This window comes from Methylobacterium planeticum (assembly GCF_008806345.1).
In the GTDB taxonomy this organism is placed as follows: Bacteria; Pseudomonadota; Alphaproteobacteria; order Rhizobiales; family Beijerinckiaceae; genus Methylobacterium; species Methylobacterium planeticum.
The window spans coordinates 1-20,459 of sequence record NZ_VZZJ01000010.1; the positions used below are offsets into that span (position 1 = coordinate 1).

At 66.5% G+C, this 20,459-nt stretch carries 25 protein-coding genes; 9 read left to right on the forward strand and 16 right to left on the reverse strand.

Features of this window, described 5'->3' with window-relative positions; genetic code table 11:
• A partial coding sequence (locus F6X51_RS28370) for a hypothetical protein (protein WP_210250309.1) occupies positions 1-215 on the forward strand: 215 nt, incomplete at its 5' end.
• On the opposite strand, the gene F6X51_RS13225 is transcribed toward F6X51_RS28370, so the two are convergent.
• Entirely contained in the window at positions 199-546 is a 348-nt protein-coding gene (locus tag F6X51_RS13225; protein ID WP_246696794.1) for a tyrosine-type recombinase/integrase, read from the reverse strand. The genes F6X51_RS28370 and F6X51_RS13225 overlap by 17 nt on opposite strands.
• 357 nt (positions 547-903) lie before the next feature.
• Between F6X51_RS13225 and F6X51_RS13230 the strand changes: the two genes are divergently transcribed.
• Entirely contained in the window at positions 904-1,155 is a 252-nt protein-coding gene (locus tag F6X51_RS13230) for a pilus assembly protein PilZ (RefSeq protein ID WP_150964135.1), read from the forward strand.
• 432 nt (positions 1,156-1,587) lie between these two features.
• Positions 1,588-2,058, forward strand: coding sequence for a hypothetical protein (locus tag F6X51_RS13235; RefSeq protein WP_150964136.1), 471 nt, complete (start codon positions 1,588-1,590; stop codon positions 2,056-2,058).
• Between the two features lie 534 nt (positions 2,059-2,592).
• On the opposite strand, the gene F6X51_RS27895 is transcribed toward F6X51_RS13235, so the two are convergent.
• From F6X51_RS27895 to F6X51_RS13265, 7 genes are all read right to left on the reverse strand, one after another.
• Positions 2,593-2,745: a hypothetical protein gene (locus F6X51_RS27895; RefSeq protein ID WP_191970111.1), complete on the reverse strand. Its 153-nt coding sequence runs from the start codon at positions 2,743-2,745 to the stop codon at positions 2,593-2,595.
• A complete protein-coding gene (locus tag F6X51_RS13240; RefSeq protein WP_150964137.1) occupies positions 2,742-3,005 on the reverse strand; it encodes a hypothetical protein in 264 nt (87 codons plus the stop codon). Before F6X51_RS13240 ends, F6X51_RS27895 begins: the two co-directional genes overlap by 4 nt.
• 3 nt (positions 3,006-3,008) lie before the next feature.
• Entirely contained in the window at positions 3,009-3,203 is a 195-nt protein-coding gene (locus F6X51_RS13245) for a hypothetical protein (RefSeq protein ID WP_150964138.1), read from the reverse strand.
• Between the two features lie 17 nt (positions 3,204-3,220).
• Positions 3,221-3,475, reverse strand: a complete 255-nt coding sequence (locus F6X51_RS13250; protein WP_150964139.1) for a hypothetical protein — start codon at positions 3,473-3,475, stop codon at positions 3,221-3,223.
• A gap of 431 nt (positions 3,476-3,906) precedes the next feature.
• On the reverse strand, positions 3,907-4,302 hold the full coding sequence (locus F6X51_RS13255; protein WP_150964140.1) for a tautomerase family protein: 396 nt from the start codon (positions 4,300-4,302) through the stop codon (positions 3,907-3,909).
• 15 nt (positions 4,303-4,317) lie between these two features.
• Positions 4,318-5,130 (reverse strand): SDR family NAD(P)-dependent oxidoreductase, encoded by an 813-nt coding sequence (locus F6X51_RS13260; protein WP_150964274.1) that lies wholly within the window; start codon positions 5,128-5,130, stop codon positions 4,318-4,320.
• Positions 5,131-5,271: 141 nt separating this feature from the next.
• Complete coding sequence (locus F6X51_RS13265; RefSeq protein ID WP_150964141.1) at positions 5,272-5,511, reverse strand: hypothetical protein; 240 nt, start codon at positions 5,509-5,511, stop codon at positions 5,272-5,274.
• Positions 5,512-5,630: 119 nt separating this feature from the next.
• Here F6X51_RS13265 and F6X51_RS13270 point away from each other — a divergent pair, with 119 nt between their 5' ends.
• On the forward strand, positions 5,631-6,584 hold the full coding sequence (locus F6X51_RS13270; protein WP_150964142.1) for a GlxA family transcriptional regulator: 954 nt from the start codon (positions 5,631-5,633) through the stop codon (positions 6,582-6,584).
• Between the two features lie 25 nt (positions 6,585-6,609).
• Here F6X51_RS13270 and F6X51_RS13275 read toward each other — a convergent pair whose 3' ends face one another.
• A complete protein-coding gene (locus F6X51_RS13275; RefSeq protein WP_150964143.1) occupies positions 6,610-6,822 on the reverse strand; it encodes a hypothetical protein in 213 nt (70 codons plus the stop codon).
• Between the two features lie 506 nt (positions 6,823-7,328).
• Between F6X51_RS13275 and F6X51_RS27900 the strand changes: the two genes are divergently transcribed.
• The 4 genes from F6X51_RS27900 (at position 7,329) to cuyB (ending at position 11,286) form a co-directional block, all read left to right on the forward strand.
• Positions 7,329-7,499 carry a hypothetical protein gene (locus F6X51_RS27900; RefSeq protein ID WP_191970112.1) on the forward strand — a complete coding sequence of 57 codons (171 nt, stop codon included), beginning with the start codon at positions 7,329-7,331 and terminating at the stop codon, positions 7,497-7,499.
• 285 nt (positions 7,500-7,784) lie between these two features.
• Entirely contained in the window at positions 7,785-8,849 is a 1,065-nt protein-coding gene (locus F6X51_RS13280; protein WP_150964144.1) for a CAP domain-containing protein, read from the forward strand.
• A 234-nt stretch (positions 8,850-9,083) separates the two neighbouring features.
• A complete protein-coding gene (locus tag F6X51_RS13285) occupies positions 9,084-9,368 on the forward strand; it encodes a hypothetical protein (protein ID WP_150964145.1) in 285 nt (94 codons plus the stop codon).
• Positions 9,369-9,819: 451 nt separating this feature from the next.
• Entirely contained in the window at positions 9,820-11,286 is a 1,467-nt protein-coding gene (gene cuyB, locus F6X51_RS13290) for a cysteate racemase (RefSeq protein WP_210250310.1), read from the forward strand.
• A gap of 183 nt (positions 11,287-11,469) precedes the next feature.
• Here the strand turns inward: cuyB and F6X51_RS13295 are convergent, their stop codons facing one another.
• Positions 11,470-11,709, reverse strand: coding sequence for an isochorismatase family protein (locus F6X51_RS13295; protein WP_150964146.1), 240 nt, complete (start codon positions 11,707-11,709; stop codon positions 11,470-11,472).
• A 251-nt stretch (positions 11,710-11,960) separates the two neighbouring features.
• On the opposite strand from F6X51_RS13295, the gene F6X51_RS13300 reads away from it, so the two are divergent.
• Positions 11,961-13,340 (forward strand): HD-GYP domain-containing protein, encoded by a 1,380-nt coding sequence (locus F6X51_RS13300; RefSeq protein WP_150964147.1) that lies wholly within the window; start codon positions 11,961-11,963, stop codon positions 13,338-13,340.
• A gap of 536 nt (positions 13,341-13,876) precedes the next feature.
• Here F6X51_RS13300 and F6X51_RS13305 read toward each other — a convergent pair.
• The 6 genes from F6X51_RS13305 to F6X51_RS13330 all read right to left on the reverse strand — a co-directional run bounded on the left by F6X51_RS13305 (position 13,877) and on the right by F6X51_RS13330 (position 20,454).
• Positions 13,877-14,860 (reverse strand): ABC transporter substrate-binding protein, encoded by a 984-nt coding sequence (locus F6X51_RS13305; RefSeq protein ID WP_150964148.1) that lies wholly within the window; start codon positions 14,858-14,860, stop codon positions 13,877-13,879.
• A 506-nt stretch (positions 14,861-15,366) separates the two neighbouring features.
• Positions 15,367-16,323 carry an aliphatic sulfonate ABC transporter substrate-binding protein gene (locus tag F6X51_RS13310; RefSeq protein ID WP_150964149.1) on the reverse strand — a complete coding sequence of 319 codons (957 nt, stop codon included), beginning with the start codon at positions 16,321-16,323 and terminating at the stop codon, positions 15,367-15,369.
• A gap of 74 nt (positions 16,324-16,397) precedes the next feature.
• A complete protein-coding gene (locus F6X51_RS13315; RefSeq protein ID WP_150964150.1) occupies positions 16,398-17,372 on the reverse strand; it encodes a sulfonate ABC transporter substrate-binding protein in 975 nt (324 codons plus the stop codon).
• 123 nt (positions 17,373-17,495) lie between these two features.
• Complete coding sequence (gene ssuD, locus F6X51_RS13320) at positions 17,496-18,659, reverse strand: FMNH2-dependent alkanesulfonate monooxygenase (protein WP_150964151.1); 1,164 nt, start codon at positions 18,657-18,659, stop codon at positions 17,496-17,498.
• A gap of 56 nt (positions 18,660-18,715) precedes the next feature.
• Complete coding sequence (locus F6X51_RS13325; RefSeq protein ID WP_150964152.1) at positions 18,716-19,519, reverse strand: ATP-binding cassette domain-containing protein; 804 nt, start codon at positions 19,517-19,519, stop codon at positions 18,716-18,718.
• A 92-nt stretch (positions 19,520-19,611) separates the two neighbouring features.
• Positions 19,612-20,454, reverse strand: a complete 843-nt coding sequence (locus F6X51_RS13330; protein ID WP_150964153.1) for an ABC transporter permease subunit — start codon at positions 20,452-20,454, stop codon at positions 19,612-19,614.
• Between the last annotated feature and the right edge of the window lie 5 nt (positions 20,455-20,459).

The following is a 20,459-nucleotide window of genomic DNA, read 5'->3' on the forward strand; positions in this document are numbered from 1 at the left end:
TGTTCATCATAGAGAACAAAGTTGACATGGTAGGGGTCACAGGTTCGATCCCTGTCGCGCCCACCACTCATCTCTCCGATGTCACAGGGTTTTCCCTGACGGAAGATGGCCTAGACCGCCGGAAACGAATGTCTCCCTGGTTCGGCGAACCTGACCCGGGTTCGATCCAAGCGCCATGCCGGTTCAGCATACCCGGCATCAAGCCCTCCGCCTGACCTCGATCGGCCCCTCATCAAGCTCCAGGCTCGCCGCCGCTTCCCGCAGACGGTCCGGCGAGAATCGCGCATGGATGTTGCGCGAGGTCTTGCTGTCCGAGGGGCCGAGCTCGGAGCGGATCTCCTCCATGTCGACGCCGTTCACGGCCATGCGCACCGCGGCGCGATGGCGGAGCATGTGTGGATGGACCTGGCCGAGCCCGGCCTGCGTCGCCGCCGTTGCCAGTCCCGTCTTCACGGAACCGAGCGGCTCGCTGGCCGATCCGATCACGAACTCGGATCGGTGGCCGGCCTGTGGGTTCAGCCGCCGCGTGCGGAGCGTATTTGTCATGGGCACGATGACACGCCCCTCGTGCGGTACCGTCAGGGGAGATCCTCGAGGTCGATCTTGTCGCGCTCGAAGTCGACCCGGTCTCAGGTCAGGCCGAGGATGGCCGCGGCGCGCCCGGCGTTCGCGTAGGCCACGTGCACGAACAGTTCGAGGTGAGGGGTCGCGCAGGCGCCGGCCAAGTCACGCGCCTGGCGCACGGTGGGGCGCCTCTCGCTCGCGCTCGGTGCGCTCGATGAGGGGGGTCGTCACGTGCCCTTCAGGTTGCGACGCCCGGACGCACCTTGTGCTTGTATAGATTCAGACAATTGCAACCTTAGAGTGCTCACCTGACCCGACGGCTCAGATTGGAGCACCACGATGTTCGTCGAGCGACGGGCGGCCGTTCGCCGAGACGCCCTCGTTTTCGGGCGGCTTTTCTTCCACGAGGCCCCGCAGATGCACGACTGCCTCGTCTGGACTGCCTCAGAGCTCGGCGCACTGATCGAGGTTGAGCCGGGAATCGACGTGCCGGATCGGTTCCACGCCGTGATCCCGAGCCTCGGGATCGACCGAGATGCGATGATCGTCTGGCGCGACGGGCGGAGGATCGGAGTGGCGTACATCCGGTAGCGGTTGCTCACGCCGCGGCCGATGGCGGCTTCGGTGGGTCGGATCATCGGGCTCGCGCTCGCGGCTTTGGTGCGAGAAAGCGAGGAGAGGCGGCGGAAATGATGAGAAGCAGGTATCGAGGAATCCCTGCTTCCCACCGATCAGCCGGCTTCGATCCGCTCAATGCGGAAGCAGACTCAAGCGGAGACGCCTCGAGAGGTGGGGAACACGCAATCTGGCCGCCGGTTTTTCTGAAGTCTCTCTGAGACAGCATTCACCGACCAAACCGGCGCCTGATCGCAGATCCCCATCCTGCGATCAGGCGTTTCGACGACCGCTGAATCGGATCATCCAGAATCATTTTTCCAATCGGATCGTCCGGAACCTGCCAAGAACCAACCTCACCGCACCCGCGTTTCACACCTCGGAGGGCGTATGGTCGGAGGTGCGGACATGAAACGTGTTGCACTTGCAGCTGGGGCGGTCCTGGCCGCTCTGGCATTCACACCTGATCCAGCGGATGCGCGCGGCTTCGGGGGCGGTGGCTTCCATGGCGGTGGCTTCGGGGGTGGTGGTTTCCGCGGCGGTGGCTTCGGGGGCGGTGGGTTCCGCGGCGGCTTCGGCGGAGCCGGTTTCCGCGGTGGATTCGGCGGCTGGCGTGGGGCTGGCTGGCGTGGCCCGGGTTTCGGCTGGCGCGGTGCTGGCTGGCGTGGCGGCTGGCGCGGCTACGGTTGGCGGGGTGGTTATGGCTGGGGCTTGGCCGGCCTTGGGCTCGGCCTCGCGGCAGGTTCAGCGCTCGGCTACGGCTACGGCTATCCCTATTGCAGCGTCTACAATCCGTACTGCGGCTATGGATACGCGCCTGTCGGGTACTACGGTGGTCCCTACGGCTACTATCGGCCTTATTACGGATACGCCTATTGAGGCCTGGCCGCTGATCTGACTGGCCGCCCGGTTCGCCGCGGCGGACTTCTCTGTGCGCTCCGCACCGAACCTATGATCGGTTTCGAACATTCGCGGTGTGCCACCATGAGGCGTCGGGTGCCGCCCACCTGACATGGCCTCGCTGGCTCCTCTCTCCAGTGCTCAGTGCTGGCGAGGCCGCCCTAATTCTACCCGTGCACTCAGCCCCGCAGCCTCACGGCCCGCGGGGCTTTTCGTCTCCGGGAGGGCTCAACCGGAAACATCTTGGAAGATCAGCAATGGAGTTAGGCCAAAGCAGTCGATGGGTCGCCCGACCACAGATTTTGCGGCATTGGCCTACTTCACAGCGACGCTGGCTAAGGACGCATTAGATTGTGAGGTCATCAACTCAGCATACTCATTGAGCGTTTTCGGCCCAGGAACCTCCTCTGTAGGATCTTGAGCAATACTCTGAAGATTATCTAACAACCCCGATCGACGCCCTGGCCGACTACGCGCAGGACTCTAGCCCGAGAGCCAGTCTTAAGGGGAGCGTCACCGTGCAAGATGCAGAGGGATGTACATTGATGATGGCGGACATGTTGCGCGGATCGGATCGCCACGAGCTAGAGCGATCTCGGCTGCATCATCGGCAAATTGCAGCATTTCCTCGACGATGACCGGCGTTGGCGTCGTCGTGCGGATCATCGCGTCTCCGGCCGCGCCAGTAGGATCGCCGTGCGGACCACACCCCGCGTCCGGTAATCGCTGGCCTCGGGGCTGGCGACGGTCGTGCGGGCCCATGGGTGCGAGCGCACCACCTCCGCGAGGTTCAGACCGTAGCCCTCGCCCATCACGAACAGCGTCGCCGTCGGATCGGCCATGTCGGCCTCGCCCGCGGCGACCAGGTCGTCCTCGGTGATCGCCTCGGCCTCGCAGAGTTCCCCGGTCGTGGGTGATTCGGCCATAGCTCAGTTGAGCGGCCTGTGGTTGCCCATGCCGAGCAGGGAGGCGCCCGCGATGATCTGCTCGGTCGTCAACTCTTTGCCCTCGAGGATGTAGCGCTGGCGCCCGCCCTCGTCGACGATCTCAAGCGGCAGTCCTTCGGCGATGAGAAAGCGGATCGCATTGCTCAGGAACATGTCGAGGGGGGCAGGCTCGGTCATGCCTCAGAGGATACGCGTCACCAGCGGAAATCCCAGACTGTGATCCCGACGCCCGCGCCCGGCACGTTCCGGCAGTAAGCGGTGAGGCCGAACTCGATGCGATCGGCCAGGACCGCCGTGGTCCTGCGCCTGCCGATCACGACGGCGCCGCAGGCGTCGACCCGCATCGTGCCGAACTTGGGATGCGCGCCGAACAGCTCGGCCGTCGTCCAACTGTTCGCGACGAGATCGTCTCCGAACTGATCGAGGGCTTCGAGCGCGACCGCATGCATCTGGGCCCGTCCCGACGCCGTCATGCCGGGGCAGGGCGGGACGCAAGGCTTGAGGCGGGCGAGACCGTCGCGCCAGGCCTGAACGTCGGACGGCACGATCTGAAGCGCGGGCGATGCGGACAGGGATCCCGAGCGAATGGCGGGAGCGCCGGGATCATCGAGGAGACGGTGAGTCGCGAAGGCGAGGCGGCCACGGGCAAGATCCTCCGCCCGATGTCGGCCTCGCTCCTCAGCGCACGTATTTCGGACAGTCGATTTATGGGCATAACTTCCTGACAGAAACGGGCTATGGTTCGGACCTCTGTCGGGGAAATGACCGCTATTCCGACATCAGTAACAGCTGCTTTCGACAAGAACGCGTCGTTACAGTCGTTCTACGTCGACCTTGAGAGCGGACATCTTGCATTACGTAAGTCGCTTGCGACACAACCTCATTGCTCATCCGGCGTCCAATCAGGACTATAGCCCCCGAGGGCAGGATGATACATTTCGTCGCCAGTATGCTGCGTGAACTCCACGTTGAGGCGATCCTCGCGCAGGCCGAGGATCTCGGTGCAATGTGCGCACAGTGCCTGAGCGACCTCCATCCGCAATTCGGCTGAGCGGCCTCTCCGGATGTCCAGCATCATCACGGACACCGGTACCGGCTCGCCGCCAGCGTCCGGTATCCGCCACACGCCTCCCTCGCCAAGTTCGCGAATGGCGACGCTGATCCTCCTGATGTCGACCGACATCATCTCCGCGTAGGTTCGGCTCATCCGCGCAGCGAGGCGCTTCTTGGATGCCACCGAATGCTTGCCGGTGACGTCGAGTTGAAGATAAGGCATGGACGTCCCCCGGGTTCAGACGGCGCTCGGCGTCTCAAGCCCGTAGCGCGGCGAGGGCTTGGCATTGTTGAACTTGGCGGAGATCGCTCGGCGGCCCTCTTCCCAGCGCGTCCAATCGCCGACGTCCTGAAGGCCCGGGATGGTGATGCGTTCGCCCTGGTCGAGACCGACCAGCGCAGCGTCGACGAGATCGGCCGCCGACATGGTAATCGTCGACGACTTCTGCGCCGCGTAGCCGGCGACATCCCAGAACTCGGTGGCGGTCGCGCCGGGCAGCACGGTCTGGATGCGCACGCCCTTGTCCGCCAGATCCTTCTGCAGCGAGTGGCCGAAGCTGAGGACGTAGGACTTCGAGGCGCTGTAGACGCCGTTGAGCATCTCGACCGCGACGCCGACGACGGACGAGATGTTGACGATGGTCCCGGATCCGCGCGCCACGAAGGCCGGCGCGACCGCGTAGGTCAGGCGGGTCAGCGCGGTGATGTTGAGCTGGATCATGGCGTCCATCGCATTCACGTCGCCCTGCAGGATCGAGGCGACGGAGCCGATGCCGGCGTTGTTGACGAGCATGGTGATGCTCGGGTCCTCGCGCAGGCGAGCTTCTAGGCGCGCGAGATCATCCTTGCGGCCCAGATCGGCCTTGAACGGCTCGACCCTGCGCCCCGTCTCGGGGGTCAGGTGATCGGCCAGCGCGTGCAGGCGCTCCTCGTTGCGGGCGACCAGCAGGAGGTCATACCCCCGCTTGATGAGCCGGTCGGCGTAAACCGCGCCGATACCGGCGGATGCGCCGGTCACGACGGCGAGTCCCTTGCTGGACTGAGTGGTCATGGAATGTCCTTTCATTTCTCTGTCCACGGCGAGATCCTTTCGGGAGTACGCCCGCTCGAACCCACCCGAAATGTCGATAAAGCGTCGATTTCGGCCATCACACCGCGCCAGCAATCGGGCACGGCTCAATGGTTCAGCATGTCACCGAGCAGACGCTTCCCGTACCTCGCGGCGCGGCCGTTCCTGCGCCTGCGGTCGGGCTTCTTCCTGCTTGGCACTCATCTGCCGGGCTTCCTCGGGCGACGCCATGCGCACCGCTCCGATGGTTTCGAGCATGATGGCTTCCTGTGCTGAGACCGTCTCGCTGGCGACGATCGCACCTGCCAGTGACGTGGCAAGAGCCAAAACACGCACCAGGGTATATCGATTCCGACCGGACATGGTCGTTCTCCTCTTCCTCCACGCCAGCGGCTGCCGGCGTCCGATGAGAGGAAGCTATCGTTGACCGGGTTCGACGCAAATGTCATAGTTGCATCGTTTTCGGACATCTAAGGACGGACATGCAGCGCGTCGGCTTCGTCGTTTATCCGGGCTTCTCGATCATGGCGCTGGCGGCGGTGCCCGCCTTCGAGGTCGGCAACCTCGTGGCGGACGAGGCGACCTACGAGATCTCCTTTGTCTCCGAGCACGGGGGTCCGGTCCGCACCTCAGCCGGCCTGAACGTTGAGACGGAGGCGTTCGGCGAGACGGCCTTCGACACGCTCATCGTCGGCGGCGGCACCTTCGTGCGCCCGTCGACGCCGGGCCTCGTTGCGCTGGTGCAGCGCGCGGCCGCTCAGACCCGGCGCGTCGCCGCGATCTGCACCGGAGCCTTCGTCCTCGGGGAGGCCGGCCTGCTCGACGGCCGGCGGGTCACGACGCACTGGATGCACGCGCGGGAGTTGCAGAAGCAGTTCCCGAAGTGTTCGGCCGACGTGGATTGCATCTACATCAACGATGGCCCGATCTGGACATCTGCGGGGATGAGCGCGGGCATCGACCTGGCGCTCGCCCTGATTGAAGCGGACCTCGGCCAGGAGGTGGCGCGGGCGGTCGCCAAGAAGCTCGTGCTCTACCACCGCCGGGCGGGCGGACAGTCGCAATTCTCGACCCTGCTTGAACTCGATGCCAAGTCGGACCGCATCCAGTCCGCGCTGACCTATGCCAAGCAGAACCTCCACCGCCCCTTATCGGTCGAGGAGTTGGCGGAGGCCGCCCGCCTCAGCCCGCGCCAGTTCAGCCGCGTCTTCCATGCGGAGACCGGGCAGTCGCCAGCGAAGGCGGTCGAGAACCTGCGCGTCGAGGCTGCGCGGGTCTTGATGGAACGCAGCCGGCATCCCATCGACACCGTCGCTGACCAGACCGGCTTCGCGGACCGCAACCGGATGCGCCGTGCCTTCCTTCGGGCGTTCGGACAGCCGCCGCAGGTGATCCGGCGCAATGCGCGTGGGGCGCTGGATGCGGCAGGCCTGTAGTGCGGAGTGACTGCTATCAGCCAAGTCACGCGATCAGCGAAAGTCGGCTTCGCCGCTCCGGCATCCGAAAGCGGTCCGTCGCAAAACCACCCTCCTTGGCCTTTGCGCCATCCGACTGCCAATGTCGGGAAAGCGATCGCATTCCTTCAGCGACGAACAGCGTCATTGGAGTGGGTATCTTCCCGAACAGACCATCAAAGTGAATGATCACGACTGCAATAGCGGCAACGCCACGCATGTTATCGAGTGTTCTGAAAACACGCCGATCGCTGCGAGGCTGGACTGCGGTCACCTCCGAGCCTTGAGAGCCTCGAAGCGCCTGCATCAGAGAATTTCTGCCGTATGAACTGCATGGTCGCCTTCTGAGTCGACAGCGATTTCCATCCCTCGGTAAATGGACTGAGAAGTTATAGTGCGGCGGAAACAGTGTCGCGAACCGTCGATGCAAGTGGACCGGGCAGCTCCATAATGTCCATGCACCGAACGGCGCTGCTCGCATGGGGCTGCCACCCCTGGATGTCCCACCCAACGCTGTAGAATTTCGAACACGCAACGCTGGCAGATTTAAGCGACCGCAAATCTGTTGTATTCCCGGCATCAGACATTGCGGTCAAGTCCTGAATGGTACGGAAAGCGGTGTTGATAGGGTGTGCAGAGACATTGAAGACTTGAGCATTCGTGTTCCTTTCCCCGTCCGCGTGATGATCGCAGTGGAGATCGGCTCAGTTGCAAGGTGGTTTGCGGATGAGCAAACGCGCCTCCTCGAAGCTTGAGAACACCCGCCTGCGGGAGGCGGCCAGGCCGTTCTCGGCCTGCGTGTTCGACGACAATCGCGACGTGAGCATTAGCACCAGCAACCTGATGAAGCATGACCGAATACGGCTCGACCGCGCCGTGTCCGGCCTGCCCGAATGAGAGCGGACAGGCTATCCGTCCGCCGCAAGAGATCATGGTCGCGGATAACGGTCGTTTTCTCGACGGACCGCTCTACCCGCTTCGGAGCCGTCGGTTAGGACCATCCCGATCGAAGCGGAAACTCATCGCGCTGATTTACAAGCACATTTTGATGTAATCGCTAATGTATTACCTAGTACAATCACACTCTCACCATATTAAACGGCCAAGCCGACTTGGTGCATTTGATAATAACAAAAGCATAAGAATGCATACCAAAGACAATGCCAAGGAGCAATTGTACGCATGGCTACACCTACAGCCCTCGAGGCCGAATTTCTGCAATTGGTCAATGACACGCGCGCCAAGGCCGGTGCCAAGCCCCTCGCCTTCGACAGTGAGCTTCAAAGCGCCGCTGCGGTCCACAACGCGGAGATGGATCAGGCCGATTTATTCTCCCACACGGGACCGGATGGCTCCACGCCTGCCGCGCGTATCGACAGCGCAGGTTACGATTGGCAGGGCTTGGGTGAGAATATCGCCTGGGTGACGGGCAGCCTGAGTGATGCGACCGTCCAGCAGTTGCACACCAATCTCGTGAACTCGCCCGAGCACTACGTGAACATCGTCAACGGCTCGTTCGAGAACGCCGGGATCAGTCTGCATGAGGGCACCTATCTGGGGCAGACCGTGACATTCGTCACGGAGGATTTCGGCACGCCGACTTCAGCTGAGCGCGCGGACGGTACGGGAGTGGATGCGACAACCACGACAGCGCCAACGGGCACTGCGACCGCGCCTGCGCCGACAACGGACACCACCCACACGCCCACGACCGATGCCGCCGATACGACTGGCACGGCGGAGACTGCCCACTCGGCTGGGACGACCACGACCGCGTCCGTGCCAACGGCGGACACCACCCATCCATCGACAACCGGTGCCACTGATACGACGGATGCGACCGGCAACACGGATACGGCGCAGGCTCCGACGACCACAGAGACGCCTGCGCCGACGTCAACCATGGAGACAACCACAACGACGGATGCGGGGGACACCGTCTCGACCGTGCCCACGCAGACCAATTCAGGCGCGACGGCGGACCATAGCAGCCACTCGCATCACTCGTGGGGTCACCATCACGGTGACAGCTTCGTGTTCAACATGCATCAGAGCGGTAGCACCACTGCCGCTCCTGGCCAGACCACCGACGCGACCGACCCGACGAACACCGCGACGAGCTCTCATGCGGGCGATCAGGGATTCCACGACGGGGGCTGCGGCGCCCACGGCGATGCAGGTCATGCCGACTTCTCGGTCAGCCTGTTTGGTCATCACCTCACCGGGCACGCTGACTTCCACATCTGAATGAAAAAGGGCCGCTCGATCGAGCGGCCCTTCATCCAGGTCAAGGCTGCGCGTTTCCATAACGCCCAGCCAGCGCCCGGGGCTGCTGTTCACAGAGCTGGACACGGAAGCACGCTGCCGAGGCCTCTCTAATCCCGGGTGACACCGCCAATCTCGGGCGAAACGTGATCCGCTTCACAGATAGCCGCGTCCTACCGGAGCACACCCCTCGGGTTCCCAATCCGGGGGGTCTTCATGAGCACGCTGGCAAACCGATTAGGCGAACGGTCGGAGGTCGATAGCTTCTGCGTTCAAGCCGCCCAGCTCGTGCGTGAGGCCGAGGAGAGCATGCACCAGATCATCTCGAACACCCGCGCATGTGACGCCGAGCGGTTGGCCGCGGTCGAGATCCTTGAAGCGATGAAGCGCGTTCAGCTCCTGATCGAAGCTCACCACGACACTGTGGCTAAGGGCATGGCCTTCTCACCCGTCGTTCGGTCGATTCCGGAGAAGCGCCGCCGGTGGCGGTTTATCGCTTAGCGCACTACGCAATCGGAACGTACACTCGCCAGTGTGAACTCACCGATCTCTTCCGACACTTGGCGAAATCGTGTGTGCTGCGGTTGTCCGCGTCCGTGCACTTGACGGCTCGGAGAGCTTGCGGCCTCCGGCAGGCAAATCAAGGGAGACACGCTGCGAGACCTCGCAGACGGGACCCAGCAGGTCGTCTGGCGAGTTTCAGGCTCACGCCGATCCAAGCGCTCCGGAGCCCGTGTTTCTCGTGCGCGCGATCGACAGCAGCGACGATGAGGTTGCGACCAACGACCGCCGTGTTCTGCAAAACCTGAAAGCCACCTTCCGCGATGTCAGATTCGCCTGATCACCAGCCTCTCTTTCCACACAGGCTCGGTGGAAAGCCGCTGTCCGTTTTTCGGTGGAGTGTGTCTGCAATTCGATCCATTGCGGACATGCATCCTTACGAGCGAGGTTCGTGGTGATCGATAATCGTCAAGCCTTCGGAGTGGTTGGCGGCCTCGGTGCGCTCGCAGGCGCGGACTTCCTTCAGCACCTCATCCGCGCCACCGCCGCCGACCCCGAACGCTACGCCGTCGCCTTCGAGCAGCAGAGCTTCCCCGGGGACCGCCTGCGCGCCGACACGAGCTACGACCCCACCGGCCGCAAGCTGCACGCCTTCTCGCTGATCCGTCGCCTGGAGGCCCGTGGCATCGACGTAATCCTGCTGCCCTGCTTCATCAGCCAGACCTTCCTCGACGAGATCGCCCCCAACATCTCCACTCCGGTCTTCGGTCTGATGGACGCCCTGCGCGCGAAGCTGGCTGCCGACCATCCCGCCGCCCGGCGCGTTGGCGTCCTGACCTCGGACTACGTGCGCGACAGGGGCCTGTTCGACCGCGCCTTCCAAGGCACCCGCGCGGTCGTCTACCCGGACGCCGCCGCGCAGCACGACTTGATGGAGGCGGTCTACGCGGCGGGGGGCATCAAGGCGGGTCGCGCCACGCCGGACCTGCTGGAGACGCTGCGCGGCGTCTGCGCCGGGCTATGCGCCGCGGGCTGCGAGGTCATCGTCCCAGGCTTCACCGAGCTATCGCTCGTCCACGCGGCCCTGTCGTCGGCGGTGCCCGTGCCAGTCCTCAACGTGAACCAATCCTATGCGGATTTCGCGCTCTACCAACCTGCCAGCCGACCGCGCCGGGCCTTCAAGATCGGCGTCGTCGGCGGCGTGGGGCCGCTCGCCACGGTCGATTTTATGGGCAAGGTCGTGCGCCTGACCGAGGCGGCGCGCGACCAGGACCACATCAAGATGATCGTGGAGCAAAACCCGCAGATCCCGGACCGGACCGAGCATCTGGTGCGCGGCGGGACCGACCCGACCATCGCCATGTTCGCCACCTGCAAGAAGCTGGAGGCGGCCGAAGCCGACCTGATCGCCATCCCGTGCAACACCGCGCACGCCTTCGTGGACCGCATCCAGGGCCATCTGCGCATCCCCGTGCTGAACATGCTCGACGAGACGATGGCGCAGGTGGCCGGGCGCCATCCTGGCCAGTTGGTCGGCCTGCTGGCGACTTCTGGCACCGTCGAGAGTGGTGTCTACGCCGAGGCGGCGAAGCGGGCGGGCGTCGAAGTGATCGTGCCGGACGCCGAGCACCAGACGCTGGTGATGGAGGCGATCTACGGGGCGAGCGGCGTGAAGGCCGGGTTTACCGAGGGGCAATGCCGATACGATCTGCGCGCGGCCATCGTCCATCTGGCCGAACGCGGCGCCGGTGTCGTGGTGCTCGGTTGCACGGAACTTCCGTTGTTGTTCCCGCAGGCGGCCGATTTCGACGCGGACGGCGCGACGATCGCGCTGCTCGACCCGACCATGCTGCTCGCGGCCGCCTGTGTACGACACGCGCAGGCTGCTCGCATCACCACCATCTCCGGGAACGCATGATCGCGGTCTTCGAGCGGCCCTAAGGACTGCAAAGCGCAATTGCAGTCGTTCGTGTGCGTGGTCGGCAATAGCTGTGAAAGGTCACAAGTGGCTCTACAGCAGGTCGAGTTCCATAAACTCCAATCCACAAGGCAGCTCTCCGGCGGATTGCGCGGCAAAGCCTAGGAGACGGCCAGGCGCACCTCACGTGTCACGGAAGCCATCCATCAAGGCCGTGAGGCGGGCGCTATCGATGAGAAGGGCGTCGCCCATGAAACCGATGCTGGCCATCGCACGCTCGCCGGGCTCTTCGTGTCCACCGCCGCAGGCGTCCGCGACGACGTTCGGCACGAGGCCGAGATCCGCGCCGTGGCGGACGGTCGGATCGATGCCGATCTCGGTCGCAAGACCGCAGATTGCAAACGCCGCCGTCCTCCAGGCTATCGCGGTCTGTCCTCCGGACGCGAGCGGCGCGGATCAGGCTCGGTCTCGCTCGCTCGGTTCGAGCCGCGACGCGGATATCTCTGCCGTGCCGAACTCATCGTCCGCCCAAGTGAGATAGTCCAGGGGTACTCCAGTGCTGCCGCGCCGATGGTCCCTTCGCCGTCCGGCTCGGACGCGCCTGCAGCGCAACGCTTTGATCAGGTTCTGCAGGCAGTCTTGCCGCCGACAAGGCAAAGGGCTGGACGACAACGATGCGGATCGTGTCAGGCGATGACGGGGATACCAGGACGGTTCAGCTCTCGGAAGTGCTCGGGGCCTTGAGCCACGCCCTCGATCTGACCGAAGGTCAGCCTGTCGGGCATTGCGTACGCTCGACATGGATCGGCTTCCACGTAGGCCGGGAGATGGGCCTGCCCGACTTGCAGCTCTGGGAACTCTACCACACGGTGATGCTGAAGGATCTTGGTTGTTCCAGCAACGCCGCGCGCATTTGTGAGCTCTATCTGTCCGACGATCTCAGCTTCAAGCGTGACTTCAAGACGGTGAGCGACAGCCTGCCGAAGGTGCTAGGTTTCGTCTTGTCCCACACGGGCCTCAAGGCAGGCTTGGCCGAACGTTTCCGGGCAGTGCTCAACATCCTGCAGAACGGCGGAGCGATCGTCGACGACCTCATCCAGACCCGCTGCCAGCGGGGCGCCGAGATCGCCCGTCAGCTTCGCTTTCCGGCGAGCGTCTGCGAGGCCATCCACGCATTGGACGAGCACTGGAACGGCACCGGCCGACCGGACCGTCGCGCCGGACCCGCGATCCCGCTCTACGCACGCGTGGCGCTGCTCGCCCAAGTGGTAGACGTGTTCCACACCGCAGCCGGCCCCGCGGCCGCGATCGCCGAAGTGCGGGCGCGCTCGGGCACATGGTTCGATCCTCAGGTGGTCGCCTGCTTCGAGGCAGTCGCCGCCGAACCCGGTTTTTGGAAGACCCTGGCCTCGGACGAGGTCGAGGCGGCGGTGTTCGCGCTGGCACCGGGCAGCCCGATCGTCGTGGATGAGGATTACCTCGACGATATCGCCCGCGCTTTCGCCCAGATCATCGATGCCAAGAGCCCCTTCACCTCCGGGCACTCGGAGCGGGTCGCAGTCTACGCCGACATGATCGCGGCCGAACTCGGCTATACGTCGGAACGCCGCCGCTGGCTCAAGCGGGCCGCGCTCCTGCACGATGTCGGTAAACTCGGGGTCTCGAACGCCATCCTCGACAAGAACGGCAAGCTGGACGATGCGGAATGGCAGGACATGCGCAATCACGCGTCCCTGTCCGAGACCATATTGACCCGCGTGGCGGTGTTCCGCGAGTTGGCCCGCATCGGCGGCGGCCACCACGAACGGCTGGACGGCAAGGGCTATCCACGCGGGCTGACAGGCGATGCGATTGCCCCCGAGACCCGCATCGTCTCGGTAGCCGACGTGTTCGACGCGCTGACCGCCAACAGGCCCTACCGGGCGGCCATGCCGCTTGAGAAAGCGCTCTGTATCATGCGCGCGGACCTCGGCACGGCGTTCGACCCGACCTGCTTCGCGGCGCTGGAGCGGGCGCTCGCCGCGATCGAGGGGGATCTCGCTCGGGCGGCATAAGCCGCGTCGCCCTTCGGCGATCCCTCTGGCTACCGGACCAAGACCATCGCGCCGGCTCTGCCGTCCGCGGCCTCGCCGCGGGGCGAGGCATCTCGTGATGCCAGAACGATGACCGTGCGCACCGCCCATCCCAGGGCTGGCGAACCGAGGACACGGAGGCACAGTGAGTCGAGGGCGCGGGCGAGCATGGTCTGAGCTTCCTGGTAGAGGGAGGTGTGGTGGAGCTAGACCGCTGATACGGCCGTCTCCCGCCCTGTGACCCAAGGATGCATTGCGCAACGATACATAATCATAGGAATTTCGATTGTATTTGATACAACCTGAGTTTCGCCTTCTGGTTGTGCAGCTTTCCCTGCCAAGCTCGCCCGACCGGGATGCTGCCGCCTTCGTCCGCTTCCAAGGACGGCACGTTCTCGACGAAACGTTTCGAGCTGCTTGGACCGGTCCGTTGGGGCAAGGCCTATCGGAACGCTGTCCGCCGCCTCAAAGCGGGGACAGTCCAAGTCTGGAGTTCTCGCTCCCAGCACACCGTCCATTCAGTCGAAAACATCCTCGGCCTGGATCAGGATCGAGGTCGGCACTGTGAGGCCTAGGGCGCGCGCAGCCTTGAGATTGATGACAAGCTCAAGCTTGTCGGTTTGCTGCACCAGAGGCAGCTCGGATGCTTTTGCGCCGGCAAGGATGCGCCCTGCATAGACACCAATCTGACGGAATGCGCTCGCGAGGTTGGAACCGTAGCTGATCAATCCCCCTGACAGGACGAATTCCTTGAAGAAGTAGATGGTCGGCAGCGCATGCTGCTGGACCAACGACGTGATCAACGTCCGACGGGCGAAAAAGAATGGGTCGCCGGCTAGGACGAGGCCGCCGGCCTTGGCGCGGGCCACCGGCAGCGCGGATCTGAGCCCCTCGTCATCGCTGGCATCGATCACCACCAGATCCAATCCAAGCGCTCGCGACGCCTCCTGCATCTCACTGACTTGCTGAGGGGCGTTGGTCCGGAGTCGGTTGTCCAAGAAGGCGACAACCTTCATGTCCGGAACAAGTTCGTGCAACAGCTCGGCGCGTTTTCCCACCGAGGCAACGACGAGCTGGACGACGCCCGTGAAATTACCGCCGGGTCGGCCGATGCTCGTAGCCAATCCAAGCCGGACCGGATCGTCGCCCGCAAGACCGACAATCGGAATGTCAGATGTCGCGGCTCTGGATGTTAGCGCCGCGATGGTGCCGCCTGCGGCCACGATCACATCGACCTTCTGCTGCACAAGTTCGCCGGCGAGGGTAGGCAGCCGTTCGTAGGATCCTTCAGCCCAGACGTAGCGGATCGCCACGTTGCGCCCTTCGACGTAGCCGGCCTCCGCAAGGCCTCGCTGAAAGGCAGGCAGGAGCGAAGGCCGGACAGCCTCTGGCGAGGAGATCGAGAGGAACCCCACGACCGGCCACCGGCCCTGCTGTGCGCGGCCAGTCCGGGGCGCGAGTAGGGCGCCAGCCATGGCCGCGACGAGGTGTCGACGCTTCATGCCCTATCTCCGCCGGACCGAGTTTTCCTTCGCGGACAAGCGGCTGCGTCCGTTCGGTGGACCCGTGCGGGAAGTGTAACACCATGCCGACGGCTTCTTCGGTCGCGGATCTTCCGGACTGCCCTGTCGCTCATGCCGCATTCGCGCGCGACGTGGGTTGCCGGGCGAGGATCCTCGCGGATGGCCCTTACCCGACCTGCAGTCACCCTTGCTGAACCAGCGCGCTCGCCTTCGGGGGTCACGGGCGGTGCCATCATGGGACCTCCGCGGGTTAGTTCGCGATCCCTGGTTCGGCGAACCCTGCAACCGTGAACGGACGGGGAACCTGCGGCCGTTCGGCCCTTTCCCTTTGTTTCCAATGCCTTCCGCCAGGGGAACGAACTTGACTTGGTAGGGATCACAGGTTCGATCCCTGTCGCGCCCACCATTCCGTCCCGGGAACGGGTCGAGAAAAAGGGGCTCCGGCGCGGGAGCCCCTTCTCGTTCCAGCGACACTCGGCGCCTGTTCAGCGGGTCGGCGGCTCCCAGACGGCGAGCGCCGAGGCATCGACCGCGCGCGGCAGCAGGCCCTCCGCCCGGAAGGCGTCGGCGATCGTCTGCTGCTCGGCGAGGTCTCCGCGGGTGACCCGCTCGACGCGGTAGCTGCGGCGCTCGTTCGCCTTGCGGATGATCCCGGGATCGAGCTTCCAGAGTTCCGCGAGGCGCGCGGCCGCCGCGTCCGGGTTCGCCTTGACCCAGGCGCCGGTCTCGCCGAGGCGGACCACGATCACGGCGAGGATCTCCGGATGCCGGGCGGCGTAGTCGTCAGCCGCCAGGTAGTAGCGCTTGTAGAGCGAGAGGCCGGTGCCGTCGCGCAGGATCCGGGCGCCGGATTGCTCCAGGGCGGCGGACAGGAACGGGTCCCAGGCGACCCAGGCCTCGACGCTTCCGCTCGCCAGCGCGGTCCGGCCGTCCGCGGGAGAGAGGTAGGCCGGCACGATGCTGCGGAAGGGCAGGCCCTCGCCCGCGAGCGCCGCGAGGAGGAGATAGTGGCTGCCCGCGCCCTTGGTGACCGCGATCTTGCGGCCCTTCAGGTCGGCGACGCTCTTCAGGGGCGAGTCACCCGGCACCAGGATCGCCTGGGCGGAGGGCGAGGCGGCCTCCTGCGCCAGGTAGGTGATGCGGGCCTGGGCGGCCTGCGCGAAGATCGGCACGGTGTCGGCGACGTCGGCCGAGACGTCGATGCTGCCGGTGTTCAGAGCCTCCATGATGGGCAGGCCGCTGGTGAATTCGTGCCAGGACACGGCGACGCCCTGGGGGGCGAGGGCCTTCTCGAGGGAGCCGTCCTGGCGCAGGAGCGCGATCAGCGTGGAGGAGCGCTGGTAGCCGATGCGCAGGGTGCCGGCGGCCTCGGCGGGGCCGAGCGCGACGGCGGCGAGGGCCAGGATCAGGCTCGCGGCGCGGAGGAGGGGGAGCGCGGACATGGAACACTTCATATGACGGCTGCACGGTTGGGCGGGCGCCGCGGCGCTCCGCCCATCAGTCTCGGGGTTGGGCCTCAGCTTCCGGGCTTGCGCACCGCGTCGGCGATCGAGATCGCCTTCGGGATCAGGCCGAGGCCGTGGAAGGTGTCGGCGATCTTCTGCTGGCCGGCGACGACGTCCGCGTCGAGGGGCCGGATGCCGTAGGTCTGGCGCCTGAGGGCCACGGCGAGGATCGGGGCCGGGATGCCGACCGAGGGGGCGAGCTCCTGCGCCACCGCGTCGGTGTTCTCGCGGGCCCAGGCGTCGACCTCGCCGATGGCCGCCAGCACCGCGTCGAGGGCGGGGCCCTGCTTGGCCGTGAAGTCGCGGGCCGCGAGGTAGAACTGGTGGTTCGGCACGAGGTCGCTGCCGTCGGCGAGGATGCGGGCGCCCGTGCCCGCCTCGGCGGCGGCGAAGTAGGGGTCCCAGATCGCCCAGGCATCGACCGCGCCGCGCTCGAAGGCCGCCCGGGCATCGGCCGGGGCCAGGTAGGCGACGCTGATGTCGGAGAGCTGGAGCCCGGCCTTCTCCAGGGCCCGCACCAGGAGGTAATGCACGTTCGAGCCCTTGTTGAGGGCGACCTTGCGGCCCTTGAGGTCGGCGACCGAGCGGATCGGGCCGTCCTTGCGCACCAGGATGGCCTCGCCCCTGGGGGCGGCCGGCTCGTGGGCCACGTAGGTGAGGGCGTCGCTCGCGGCCTGCGCGAAGATCGGGGGCGTCTCGCCGGCGGAGCCGAGATCGACCGCGCCCGCGTTCAGCGCCTCGAGGAGCGGCGGCCCGGAGGGGAATTCCGACCAGGTCACCCGGTAGCCGAGCGCCTTCAGGCGGGGCTCCAGGGTGCCCCGGGCCTTGAGGAGCACCAGCGTGCCGTATTTCTGATAGCCGATCCGGACCACGCGCTCCTGCGCGTGCGCCGTCAGGGGCATCAGGCAGGCGAGCGCCAGGGCGCTGAGGAGGAGCCAGACCCGGTCGGCGCGGAGCCGCGGGGCGAGGGTGGCGATGGCCGGCATGGGTCGGGTTCCGTCCTGGGGTCGATCGGGGAGCCCTTCGGGGGGAGAGGGCCTTGGGCGAGAGGGCCTTGGGGGGAAAAACCCTTGGGCGAGAAACCCTTGGGTGAAGCGGGTTCCGGGCGGTCAGTGGGCGGCGACGCGGCGGCCCGGCACGATGTCGTTGGCGATGATCTCGCCGAACGGGCCGTTGTTCTGGGCCTGCGTCGGGGCGACGCCCGTGGTGGCGCGCAGGGGCAGCTTCGGGAAGACCAGCTCGGCGAAGCGGTAGGCCTCCTCGAGATGCGGGTAGCCGGAGAGGATGAAGCGGTCGATGCCGAGGCCGATGTATTCCTTCATCCGGTCGGCGACCTGATCGGCCGAGCCGACGAGGGCGGTGCCGGCGCCCCCGCGCACGAGGCCGACGCCGGCCCAGAGGTTCGGCGAGACCTCGAGCTTGCCGCGGTCGCCCCCGTGCAGCGCCATCATGCGGCTCTGGCCAACGGAATCCTGCCGCTTCAGGGTGGCCTGAGCCCGCGCGATGGTGTCGTCGTCGAGGCGCGAGATCAGGTCCTCGGCCGCCGCCCAGGCCGCGCCCTCGGTCTCCCGCACGATCACGTGCAGGCGGATGCCGTACGAGAAGGTCTTGCCGCGCCGCTCCGCCGCCGCGCGGGCCCGGGCGATCTTCTCGGCGACGCCGGCCGGGGGCTCGCCCCAGGTGAGGTAGACGTCGCAATGGTCGGCCGCGACCGCGATGCCGGCATCCGAGGAGCCGCCGAAATAGAGCGGCGGGTAGGGGGCCTGGACCGGCGGGAAGACGACGCGGCCCTGCTCGACCCGCAGGTGCTTGCCCTCGAACGAGACCGTCTCCCCCGCCATCAGGCCGCGCCAGATGTGCAGGAACTCGTCCGTCACGACGTAGCGCTCGTCATGCGCGAGGAAGACCCCGTCGCCGCGCAGCTCGACCGGGTCGCCGCCCGTCACCACGTTGATGAGCAGGCGCCCGTCCGAGATCCGGTCGAGAGTGGCGGCCATGCGGGCGGCGGCCGAGGGCTCCTGCAGGCCCGGCCGCACGGCGACGAGGAAGCGCAGGCGCTTCGTCAGGGGCGCCAGCGCCGAGGCGACCACCCAGGAATCCTCGCAGGAGCGGCCGGTCGGCAGCAGCACGCCGTAATAGCCGAGCTCGTCCGCGGCCTGGGCGATCTGGCGGAGATAGGGGAGCGAGACCGCGCGGGCGCCCTCCTGCGCACCGAGGTAGCGCCCGTCGCCGTGGGTCGGCAGGAACCAGAGAACGTCGGTCTGTCCGGTCATGAAGTGTCTCCAGAACGCTTCGCCGAGAGGAAGGCTTCGCTTCGGCGCCGCAGCCCTCAGGCGCGGGTGCCGAGCAGGTGATCGAGGATGCGGCCCTCGAGGGCAGCGAGGTCGGGGTCGCCGCGCCGGCGCGGCCGGGGTGCGTCGACCGTGAGGTCGAGGGCGATGCCGCCGTCCTCGACGACGAGGATGCGGTCGGCCAGCGCCACCGCCTCGGCGACGTCGTGGGTGACGAGGATCGCGGTGAATCCCTGGTCGAGCCAGATCCGCTCGATCATGGCCTGCATGTCGATGCGCGTGAGGGCGTCGAGGGCGCCGAGGGGCTCGTCGAGGGCGAGGAGGGCCGGACGGCTGACGAGGGCGCGGGCCAGCGCCACCCGCTGGCGCTGGCCGCCGGAGAGGGTGGCGGGCCAGTTCTCGGCCTTGGCGGAAAGCCCGACCTCGTCGAGCACGGCCCGGGCCCGCACCCGGCGCTCGGCCCGGCTCCCGGCGCGGCCGAGGCCGACCGCGACGTTGTCGGCGACCCGGGCCCAGGGCAGCAGCCGCGGCTCCTGGAACATGATCCGCCGGGTCGCGCCCGCATCCTGGCCCTCACCCCCGACGTTGATGCGCCCGGCGCTCGGCGCCTCGAGCCCGAGGATCAGCCGCAGCAGGGTGCTCTTGCCGCAGCCGGAGCGGCCGACCACCGCCACGAACTGCCCGGCCGGGATGTGCAGGTCGACGCCGCGCAGGACCGGGTGGCCGTCATCGAAGGCCTTGGCGAGGCCCCGCGCGGTCACGGAGACGCCGCGAGCCGGCGCGGGACGCGCGCGCCGCGGCGGCGTCTCGTCCGGATGGCGGAGGGCGGCGGATGCGGTCATGGGGGTCTCGCGATCGGTCGTCGGGACTTGGGTGCGGCGGGACTTGGGTGCGGCGGGATTTCGGCGCGGCGGGACTTGGGTGCGGCGGGGGCTCAGGCGTTCCGGTAGGCGGGGTTCCAGGCGAGGCAGGTGCGCTCGAGCGCCCGCGTCAGGCTGTCGGCGAGCTTGCCCAGCAGGGCGTAGATCAGGATCGCCAGCACCACGACGTCGACGAGCATGAACTCGCGGGCCTGCATCGCCATGTAGCCGAGGCCGGAGGTGGCCGAGATCGTCTCGGCGACGATGAGCGTCAGCCACATGATGCCGAGGGCGTAGCGCAGGCCGACGAAGATCGACGGCAGGGCGCCCGGCAGGACGACGCGCCGGAACAGTTCGGAGCGCGACATGCCGTAGACCCGGCCCATCTCGATCAGCTGCGGGTCGACGGAGCGGATGCCGTGCAGGGTGTTGGCGTAGATCGGGAAGAACACCCCGAGCGCCACCAGGAACAGCTTCGCGCCCTCGTCGATGCCGAACCACAGGATGACGAGGGGGATCAGCGACAGGTGCGGGATGTTGCGCACCATCTGGAGCGTCGCGTCGGTCACCCGCTCGGACAGGCTCGACAGGCCGTTGGCGAGCCCGAAGGCGAGGCCGATGCCGCCGCCGATCAGGAACCCGGTGGCGGCGCGGGCGAAGCTGACCCAGAGGTTGGTCCAGAGCTCGCCGGTGCGGCCGAGGCGCCAGCCCGCCGCCGCGACGTCGAGGGGCGCCGGCATGAAGCGGGTCGAGACGAGGCCCGCCGAGGCGGCGGCCTGCCAGCCGACCAGGATCGCGGCGGGCAGGAGCCAGGGGACGAGGTGGCGCAGGTCGAGCCACGGGCCGCGGCTCCGTCCGGGGCGGGCGACCGCCGGCAGATGCGTTCGGCCGGCCGGGATCGATGCGGAATGGGCCATGCTGT